Origin of the sequence: Saccharopolyspora sp. NPDC050389 (assembly GCF_040655595.1) — a bacterium.
Taxonomy (GTDB): Bacteria; Actinomycetota; Actinomycetes; order Mycobacteriales; family Pseudonocardiaceae; genus Saccharopolyspora.
The window spans coordinates 1-8,756 of sequence record NZ_JBFAKG010000045.1 but is presented as its reverse complement, the minus strand read 5'-3'; the positions used below and the strand labels follow the sequence as shown (position 1 = coordinate 8,756).

Annotated in this window: 9 protein-coding genes; 5 read left to right on the top strand and 4 right to left on the bottom strand. The window is 70.3% G+C overall.

The window, feature by feature from the left end:
• Window positions 1–113: 113 nt before the first annotated feature.
• Genes AB0I53_RS27145 through AB0I53_RS27135 form a run of 3 tightly spaced genes read right to left on the bottom strand, consistent with a single transcriptional unit; the run spans window position 114 to window position 3,773 of the window.
• On the bottom strand, window positions 114–1,118 hold the full coding sequence (locus AB0I53_RS27145) for a substrate-binding domain-containing protein (protein ID WP_358608596.1): 1,005 nt from the start codon (window positions 1,116–1,118) through the stop codon (window positions 114–116).
• Window positions 1,119–1,143: 25 nt separating this feature from the next.
• Window positions 1,144–2,184 (bottom strand): ABC transporter permease, encoded by a 1,041-nt coding sequence (locus AB0I53_RS27140; protein ID WP_358608593.1) that lies wholly within the window; start codon window positions 2,182–2,184, stop codon window positions 1,144–1,146.
• On the bottom strand, window positions 2,181–3,773 hold the full coding sequence (locus tag AB0I53_RS27135; RefSeq protein WP_358608590.1) for a sugar ABC transporter ATP-binding protein: 1,593 nt from the start codon (window positions 3,771–3,773) through the stop codon (window positions 2,181–2,183). Before AB0I53_RS27135 ends, AB0I53_RS27140 begins: the two co-directional genes overlap by 4 nt.
• Before the next feature lie 238 nt (window positions 3,774–4,011).
• Here AB0I53_RS27135 and AB0I53_RS27130 point away from each other — a divergent pair, with 238 nt between their 5' ends.
• A complete protein-coding gene (locus tag AB0I53_RS27130; protein ID WP_358608587.1) occupies window positions 4,012–4,887 on the top strand; it encodes a DUF6542 domain-containing protein in 876 nt (291 codons plus the stop codon).
• Window positions 4,888–4,945: 58 nt separating this feature from the next.
• Here AB0I53_RS27130 and AB0I53_RS27125 read toward each other — a convergent pair whose 3' ends face one another.
• Window positions 4,946–5,965 (bottom strand): 4-hydroxy-3-methylbut-2-enyl diphosphate reductase, encoded by a 1,020-nt coding sequence (locus AB0I53_RS27125; protein ID WP_358608584.1) that lies wholly within the window; start codon window positions 5,963–5,965, stop codon window positions 4,946–4,948.
• A gap of 231 nt (window positions 5,966–6,196) precedes the next feature.
• On the opposite strand from AB0I53_RS27125, the gene AB0I53_RS27120 reads away from it, so the two are divergent.
• The 4 genes from AB0I53_RS27120 to AB0I53_RS27105 all read left to right on the top strand — a co-directional run bounded on the left by AB0I53_RS27120 (window position 6,197) and on the right by AB0I53_RS27105 (window position 8,629).
• Window positions 6,197–6,643 (top strand): lipid droplet-associated protein, encoded by a 447-nt coding sequence (locus tag AB0I53_RS27120; protein ID WP_358608581.1) that lies wholly within the window; start codon window positions 6,197–6,199, stop codon window positions 6,641–6,643.
• Window positions 6,644–6,717: 74 nt separating this feature from the next.
• Complete coding sequence (gene xseA, locus AB0I53_RS27115) at window positions 6,718–7,944, top strand: exodeoxyribonuclease VII large subunit (protein WP_358608785.1); 1,227 nt, start codon at window positions 6,718–6,720, stop codon at window positions 7,942–7,944.
• A gap of 14 nt (window positions 7,945–7,958) precedes the next feature.
• A complete protein-coding gene (locus AB0I53_RS27110; RefSeq protein ID WP_358608578.1) occupies window positions 7,959–8,378 on the top strand; it encodes a hypothetical protein in 420 nt (139 codons plus the stop codon).
• The gene (locus AB0I53_RS27105; RefSeq protein ID WP_165968036.1) at window positions 8,375–8,629 is read left to right on the top strand and encodes an exodeoxyribonuclease VII small subunit; all 255 of its coding nucleotides are present in this window, start codon (window positions 8,375–8,377) and stop codon (window positions 8,627–8,629) included. Before AB0I53_RS27110 ends, AB0I53_RS27105 begins: the two co-directional genes overlap by 4 nt.
• Window positions 8,630–8,756: the final 127 nt, after the last annotated feature.

The window sequence follows — 8,756 nt, the reverse complement described above, 5'->3', positions numbered from 1 at the left end:
GCCTGACCGACTCAGGCGACATCTTCGTACCCGCCGCGTCCGCGCTCGGCGCCGCGATCATCTTCCGCGCGTGGCCGCCCCGGCGACCACGACCACTCACGACACCGGCGGGATCAGCTCTGGTTCAGCCGGGCGTAGACCTCGGCGGCGTTGTCCTTGGTGACCAGCTCGGTCTCCAGGGTCTGCGTCTTGGACACCGGCTGGCAGTCGATCAGCAGCTTCTTGGCCGCATCGACGGCTTCCGCGCCTCCGGTCGGGTACAGGTTGGTGGCCTGCAGCCGGCCGTCCTCGACCGCCTTGATGCCGCCGGACGGGATGGGCAGCCCGTCGATGCCGACGAACTTCAGGTCGTTGCGGCCCGCCGCCTGGGCCGCCAGGTACGCGCCCTCGGCCATCGGATCGTTCTGCGCGTAGACCGCCTTGATGTCGGGGTTCGCCTTGAGCAGCGCGTCCATCTTCTGCTGCCCGACCGACCGCTCCCATTCGCCGTCGGCGGTGGCCGCGATCTCGATCTGCGAGCCCTGGATGCCTTCCTTGAAGCCCTGTTCCCGCTCCGCGGCCGGGGTCGACCCGGACAGGCCCTTGATCTGCACGATCTTGCCGCCCTCCGGCAGCAGGGTGGACTTGAAGTACTCGCCCGCCTGCCGGCCGATCTGGACGTTGTCCGCGCCGATGTAGGTGGTGTAGGCGTCCCCGTCGACCTTCCGGTCCAGCACCACGACCGGAATTCCCTTGTTGTAGGCCTTCTTCACCACGTCGGTCAGCGGCGCGGCCTCGTTCGGCGAGATCATCAGCAGGTCGACCTGCTTGGTGAGGAAGTTCTCCACGTCGCTGATCTGCTTGGAGTTGTCCTTGGCCGCGTCGGAGAACTGCACCTCGAATTGCGGCACCTTCTCGGCGGCCTTGCGGATGTCGTCGTCCATCCGAACCCGGTAGGGCTCGGCGAGGTTGGCCTGGCTCATGCCGATGGTGTATTTGCCGTCCGGCCCCTTGCAGTGCTGGGTCGGATCCTGCGCCTGCACCTTTCCGGTGTTCTCACTGGTCGTTCCGCAACCGGCGGCGGCGAGCGCGGCCGCGGCGCACGTGACTGCGATCAAGGACTTCGTTGTCTTGCGCATCGTGCTTCCTCCCGGACGAGGTTTTCTAAGACGTCGGTCGCAGGCGCTGCAACGCCGCCGCCGCGACGATCACCAGGCCCTTGATCAGCAGTTGCAGGTCGGTGTTGACGCTGTTGAGGCTGAGGATGTTGTTCAGGATGCCGAGCAGCAGCGCGCCGGCGATGGTGCCGATCACCGAGCCCCTGCCACCGGCCAGGCTGGTGCCGCCGACCACCACGGCGGCGATTCCGTCGAGCTCGTAGGCGATTCCGTCGTTCGGGCTGCCCGCGTTGAGCTGGCCGGCGTGCACGATCCCGGCCAACGCGGCGCAGAACCCGGCGATGCCGAAGGCGATGATCTTGACCCGGTTCACCGGCACGCCGGAGAGCCGGGCGGCCTTCTCGTTGCCGCCGATGGCGTAGAGGTGGCGGGAATAGGCGCTGCCGCGCAGGAACAGGATCGCGACGACGGCCACCACCGCGAAGATCAGCGCCGGAATCGGCACCACACCGCCGAAGGTGCGCTCCCCGAGCAGGGAGAACAGCATCGGCGCCTGGCCGGGCCCGTCGCCGTAGGAGATCTGCACCGTCTCGCCGCCGGACCACATGCGCGCCAGGCCGCGCGCGATCTGCAGGCCCGCCAAGGTGACGATGAAGGCCTGCACGCCGAGCAACGCGACGGCGGTGCCCTGCAGCAGGCCGAAGACGATGCCCGCGAGCAGCACCAGAGCGACCGCGACCCAGACGCCGAAGCCGTCCTCGACCATCAGCACGGCCGAACCCACCGCGGCCAACCCGAGCACCGAACCGACCGACAGGTCGATGCCGCCGATCAGGATCACGAAGGTCAGCCCGATCGCGATGATCCCGATCTCGGACACCGCGCGCACGATGTTGAACAGGTTGTCGCTGGTCAGGAACAGGATCTGCCCGTCGTTGCGGGGCGAGAAGATCACCGCCGCCAGGAACACCGCGACCAGCCCGAAGAAGCTCTGGAACCGGAACAGCGTCGCCACGACGCTCGCTCGCCTCGGTGCGGCGGCCGCCGCACCGGGTTCCGCGGGCCGTTCCTCCGTCTGGTTGCTCACCGCGCTCCTCCCCCAGTGCTCTGCCGCCCGGTACCGACCACCGGTCCGTCCCCGCCGGCCGCCACGCTCTCGCCCATGGCCGCCGCCAGCAATTCCGCTTCACCGATCTCGGTGGTGTCGAACTCCGCCACGCTGCGGCCGGCGCGCAACACCACCACCCGGTGGCACACGCCGACCAGTTCCGGCAGCTCCGAGGACGCCAGCAGCACCCCGATGCCGCGCCCGGCGATCTCGCCGAGCAGCTGGTAGATCTCCGACTTCGCGCCGATGTCCACGCCGCGCGTCGGGTCGTCCAGCAGCAGCAACCGCGGTTCGGTCAGCAACATCCGGCCGAAGACGACCTTCTGCTGATTACCACCGGAAAGGGTGCCCACCGGGTCGAGGATCCGGCCGAGCTTGACCTTGAGCTGCTGCACGCTGCGCTCGGTGGCGGACATCTCTGCGCGGCGGCGCACGAGCCCGGCCACGCCGAGCCGGTCCAGCACCGAGAGGACCGTGTTGGCCAGCACGGAATGTTCGAGCACCAGCCCGGAACTCCTGCGGTCCTCCGGCACGAAGGCGATGCCCTCGCGCAACGCGCGGTGCGGACCCCTCGGCCGCACCGGGCGCCCGTCGAGGGACACCGCCCCCTCCCACGTGCCGGAGGACCCCGCCCCGAACAGCGATTCCAGCAGTTCGGTGCGACCTGAGCCGAGCAACCCGCACAGCCCGACGATCTCCCCGCGGCGCACGGTCAGATCGATGCCGTCGGGTTCCCGGCGACCCACCCGCGGCCGGCGCGGGCGGACGGCGAACCCGGACACCGACAGCAGCTCGTCGCCGACGGCGCCGCTCTCGGCGCGGAACATCGTCTGCACCGAGCGGCCCACCATCGCCTCGGCGGCCTGCTCCGCGGTCAGCTTCCGCGCGTCGAACTCCGCGACCTTGCGGCCGTTGCGCAACACGGTGGCGCGGTCGGCGACCTGGCCGATCTCGTCCATCCGGTGCGAGATGTAGACGATGCCGGTGCCGCCGCGGCGCAGCTCGGCGATCACCGCGAACAGCCGCTCGACCTCCGTGCTGGACAACGCCGACGTCGGCTCGTCCATGATCAGCACCTTCGCGTCCAGCGACAGGGCGCGGGCGATGGTCACCAGCTGCTGCTCGCCGATGCGCAGCTCGCCGACCGGCCGCAGCGGATCCAGGTCGATGCCGGTGCGCCGCAGCAGCTCCCTGGTGCGCACGGCCATCTTCCGGCGGTCCACCACGCCGAACCGGTTGCGCAGCTCGCGGCCGAGGTAGAGGTTCTCGGCGACGCTCAACCCGGGCACCAGGTCGAGCTCCTGGTGGATCATCGCGATCCCGGCGTGCTGCGCGTCGGCCGGCTTGCCGAACTGCATCGACCGGCCCTCGATCGAGATCGACCCAGCGTGATCGGCGACGTCGCCCGAGAGCACCTTCATCAGCGTGCTCTTGCCCGCGCCGTTCTCCCCCAGCAGCGCGTGCACCTCGCCGGCGCGGACCTCCAGATCCACGCCATCACACGCCAGCACACCCCCATAACGTTTGGTGATGCCGGTCATCTCGACCAGCGGTGGCGCCGTGCTCATAGCACCCCCGTCACGCCGCTCGCGAATCGTGAGAAAACGATTGCCCGGACGCTAAAATGGTCACGCTATCTGTGTCAAGGTTCACACACCCGGCCAAGTGACAGGGCATCCATTCGGCTGCACCGACATCACGTGGCGGTCACGTTGTCGGATTTGCCGGTAACCCAGCGTGCGGTAACCCGCAAGTTCCGGAAGAGGGCTCTCGGCCCGGGGTACTGGACCGTTACCGTTGGGACTCGTGACCGCGATCCGCGATAGCCAGAGCGCCCCACCCCCCAGCGACGGCGCCTCCCACTGGTCGGCGCGCTCCGCATTCGGAGCAACGGGCGTGCCGCTGTGGGGAGCCGTGCTGCTGGCTGCCGTCCCGACCGCGGTCGGAACCGTCCTCGACATCCTGATCTGGAAGCAGCCCGACATCCTGTTCAAGGCATGCTTCTTCGTCGGCTGCGTGCTGGCCGTGCTGCTGGTCAAACGCCGGAGCGTGTTCGGACCGATGGTCCAACCGCCGCTCGTGCTCACCATCGTCATGCCGCTGCTGGTGCTGATCACCGGCAACGGGGTGACCGCAGGCGCCGGCTTCACCGCCAAAGCGCTCGCCATCGCCCGACCGCTGATCAGCAGCTTCCCGATCATGGCAGGCGCCACCATCGTCTCCCTGGGCATCGGTCTGATCCGCATGTTCGTTACTCAGAAAGCCCGGTCCCGCCCCGAAATCGCGGACAGCGACGCGGCGACCAAGAAGCGCCGCCCAGTCGCGCCGCCCCGCAAGAAGCCGGCCGAAGAAGCCAAGAAGCGGCGGCCTGAAGAGCGCGAACGCACCAGGAAGCCCCGCGCCGACGACGCAGCACGCCCGCAGCGAGCCCAAGCGGAACGCGGGCGATCCCAAACCCCCGGGCGGCCGCGCAGCGGCGATGCGCCCGGCAGAGCACGAGGCGACGCGCCCGGCAGGGCGCGCGGAGCCGAACCGCGGCCGGAACGAGACGGCCGCGCGGTGCCGCCGCGGCGGGGCGCAGCCCCGCGGCAGACGCCCGGGCGGCCGCGAGCGGCGGAGCCGCCGCAGGGGGAGCCGCCCCGGCGACCCCGTCGGCCGCGGCGGGACGAGCAGTTCGGGTGAGGCGAGCGTAGAAAAAGGGGCATCCGCGTTGCACGGATGCCCCTTTTTCGTTACTCGCTCAGCGGACGCCCTTGGGCTTGTCCGGGTTGTCGTCGAGGTCCTTGCGGAGTTCTCGCGGCAGCGCGAAGCTGATCTTCTCGTTGGCCGTGGTGACCTCTTCCACCTGGCCCCAGCCGCGCTCGGCCAGGTAGTCCAGCACCTGCAGCACCAGCACGTCCGGCACCGACGCGCCGCTGGTCACGCCCACGGTGGTGACGCCGTCCAGCCAGGCTTCGTCGATCTGGCTCGCGAAGTCCACCAGGTGCGAGTCGGACGCGCCCGCCTGCAGCGCCACCTCGACCAGGCGCTTGGAGTTCGAGGAGTTCTGCGAGCCGACGACGATCACCAGGTCGCACTCCGGCGCCATCGCCTTCACCGCGTACTGCCGGTTGGAGGTCGCGTAGCAGATGTCGTCGCTCGGCGGCGCCTGCAGATCCGGGAACCGCTCCTTGAGCTGGTCCACCCGCTCCATCGTCTCGTCCACGCTGAGCGTGGTCTGCGACAGCCACACCACCTTGCTCGGGTCGCGGATCTCGACCTTGTCGACGTCCTCCGCCTTGTCGACCAGCTGCACGCGGTCCGGGGCCTCGCCCGCGGTGCCCTCGACCTCCTCGTGCCCCTCGTGGCCGATCAGCAGGATGTCGTAGTCCTCGCGGGCGAACCGGTTGACTTCCTTGTGCACCTTGGTGACCAGCGGGCACGTCGCGTCGATGGTGCGCAGGTTCCGCTGCGCGGCCTCCGCGTGCACCGCCGGGGACACGCCGTGTGCGGAGAACACCACGAGCGCGCCCTCCGGCACCTCGTCGGTCTCGTCCACGAAGATCACGCCGCGCTCGGACAGCGTGTCCACCACGTGCCGGTTGTGCACGATCTCCTTGCGCACGTAGATCGGCGCGCCGTAGGTCTCCAGGGCCTTCTCGACGGTGATCACCGCGCGGTCAACACCTGCGCAGTACCCACGCGGTTTGGCCAGCAGGACCCGCTTGGCCGGCCGGGCGTCCTGGTCAACGAGGTCAGTGGCCTCGGGCGAGGTCGTCATACCGCCAAGGGTACGGACCGGGCCCGGCGTGCTCAGAACCTGTCGCCTGACTCACTTCGCCCGGCGGCGTGGGTGGCGGCCTCCTGCGGGAATCACGGACGCCGCCTGGCGCAGGTGAGCCGAGCGGCTTCAAGGCAGAAGGTCAAAAGCCCCCAGTCGCCCGCCCGCTCCAGATCACAGTCGTGCGGCGAGGCGATGGCTTCGCGAGCCGGAGTGCGGCAGGCTGGGCGCATGTCATCGTTCCCCCTGCCGGTGCGGATCGCCGCCGGGCTCGCTGCCACCGCCGTCGAGCAGGCCCGCCAGCTGCCGGCCACCCTGCTCGGCCTGCCGGTCACCGTGGCCAGCCAGGCACTGCAGGCGTCGATGCGGATCCAGCAGCAGATCACCGAGCTGGCGATCAAGGGCGACGAGGCCCTCGCCGGCCTGCGCACCCCGGAGGAGCAGCCCGCCTGGGCGACGTTCGACGAGGACGAGCCGGCGGAGCCGGAGGTGCTGTCCGAGGACCTGTCGGTGCTGCCCGACTACGATCACCTGACGCTGCCGCAGCTGCGGGGCCGGCTTCGCTCGTTCTCCGAGGCCGAGCTGGCCGAACTGCTGGCCTACGAGCAGCGGCACGGTCAGCGGTCGGAGTTCGTCCGCATGCTCCAGAACCGCCTAGACCGCCTGCGCAACCAGTGACCCGAGAAAACCCGGGCAGTCTCGACTGAGACTGCCAGCCCCGGCCCCGCGGCCGGGAACACCGAGGAGTGACGCTGAGTTCCCCGACCAGTCCCGAGGAGCCCTGGCCGGTACGGACCGTGGCGCGGAAGATCGCCGACTGGATCAACCGGCTCGGCACGATCTGGGTGGAAGGCCAGATCACCCAGATCTCGCTGCGCCCCGGCGCGGCCACCGCGTTCCTGACGCTGCGCGACCCGTCCGCCGACGTTTCGCTGACGCTGACCTGCGCCGCAGCGATGCTGCGCAAGATGGAGCCGCCGCTGACCGACGGCAGCCGGGTCGTGGTGCACGGCAAGCCGACGTTCTTCGTCGGCCGGGGCACGCTGAGCCTGCGGGTCGACGAGATCCGCGCGGTCGGCATCGGCGAACTGCTGGCGCGCATCGAACGACTCCGCCAACTGCTGAAGGCGGAGGGCCTGTTCGACCCGGCGCGCAAGCGGCCGCTGCCGTTTCTGCCGAACCGGGTCGGGCTGATCACCGGCCGCGCCTCGGCCGCCGAGCACGACGTGCTGACCAACGCGCAGCTGCGCTGGCCCGCGGTGCAGTTCGAGGTCCGCAACGTCGCCGTGCAGGGTTCGACCGCGGTGCCGCAGATCTTGACGGCGCTGCAGGAGCTGGACCGGATGCCGGAGGTCGACGTGATCGTGCTGGCGCGCGGCGGCGGCAGCGTCGAAGACCTGCTGCCGTTCTCCGATGAGACGCTGTGCCGCGCGGTCTCCGCCTGCCGCACGCCGGTGGTCAGCGCCATCGGGCACGAACCGGACTCGCCGCTGGTGGACCACGTCGCCGACGTGCGCTGCTCGACGCCGACCGGCGCGGGCAAGCGGGTGGTGCCCGACGTCGCCGAGGAGACGCAGCGGATCCACCAGCTGCGCGACCGCGCCCGCCGCGCGCTGCACGGCTGGGTCGACCGGGAGCGCCGGCTGCTCGACGCACTGCGCAGCCGCCCGGTGCTGGCCGACCCGTTCGGGCCGCTGGAACGGCGCGCCGAACAGGTCGAGGCACTGCGCGACCGCTCCCGCCGCGCGATGACGACCGCGCTGAACACCGAACGACACGCGTTGACCGCCACCCGATCTCGCTTGACGACCTTGGGCCCGGCGGCCACGCTGGCTCGTGGATACGCAATCGTGCAGCGCGTCGAGGACGGCGTCGACGGCGTCCTCCGGTCGGTCGAGGAGGCGCCGCCGGGAACTCGTCTGCGGGTGCGGGTCGTTGACGGAGCGATCCAGGCAGTCGTACCGGACCGAGCAGGTTGAACAGGACTGAGAACGTGCACCCGAAGCAGGAACCATCGTTCCTCCCACTGACCGTTGGCGTCGCGAGGTCGGCGGCCGACGGCTCAGCGCTGCTGCGGAACCGGGCAGGCGAGGTGCGCCGCTGCGCCGAGGCGGCCGACGCCGCGGCGGCCGGCTGCTGGGCCGCGCTGCTGGGCGGCTGCCAGTCCGCCGAGCGCAAGGACCTGCCGTTGCGCCTGCGCGCGCTCGCCGAGGCCACCTCCGGGTATGTGGGGGCCGGGTGGTGGGCCGCTTCGGCGCACCGACGTAGGGTCGCGGAGGCGCAGTTGCGCATCAACGACGCGGTGCGCGAGGGAGACGGTGCCGAGTTCGCCGAGGCGTTCGTCGGCTACGACCAGGCGATCGCCACCGCGGTGGTGTCCGTGCAGAACAACGTGGAGAGTCCGACCCCGTGACGGCGAACGATCAGCAGGACGAGCACTTCGACCCGGTGGCGGAACACCCCGAGGTCGCCGAGCTCGGCTACGAGCAGGCCCGCGACCAGCTGGCCGAGGTGGTCAAGCAGCTGGAGGCCGGCGGCCTCTCGCTGGAGGACTCGCTGGCGCTGTGGGAGCGGGGCGAAGCCCTGGCGGCGGTCTGCGAACGCCACCTCGCGGGAGCCCGCGAGCGCGTCGAGCGCGCCCTGGCGGCCGTCGAGCAGGACTGACCCGAAGCACCAACCTTCCGACTCGCGGAACCCGGAGCAACGTTCCTGCAGGTACGGGGCCGTGAGTCTTTTGGGGGGGGTAAAAGACCCCAAATAAAAACAGCCCCCCCACCACCGCGGACAAAAA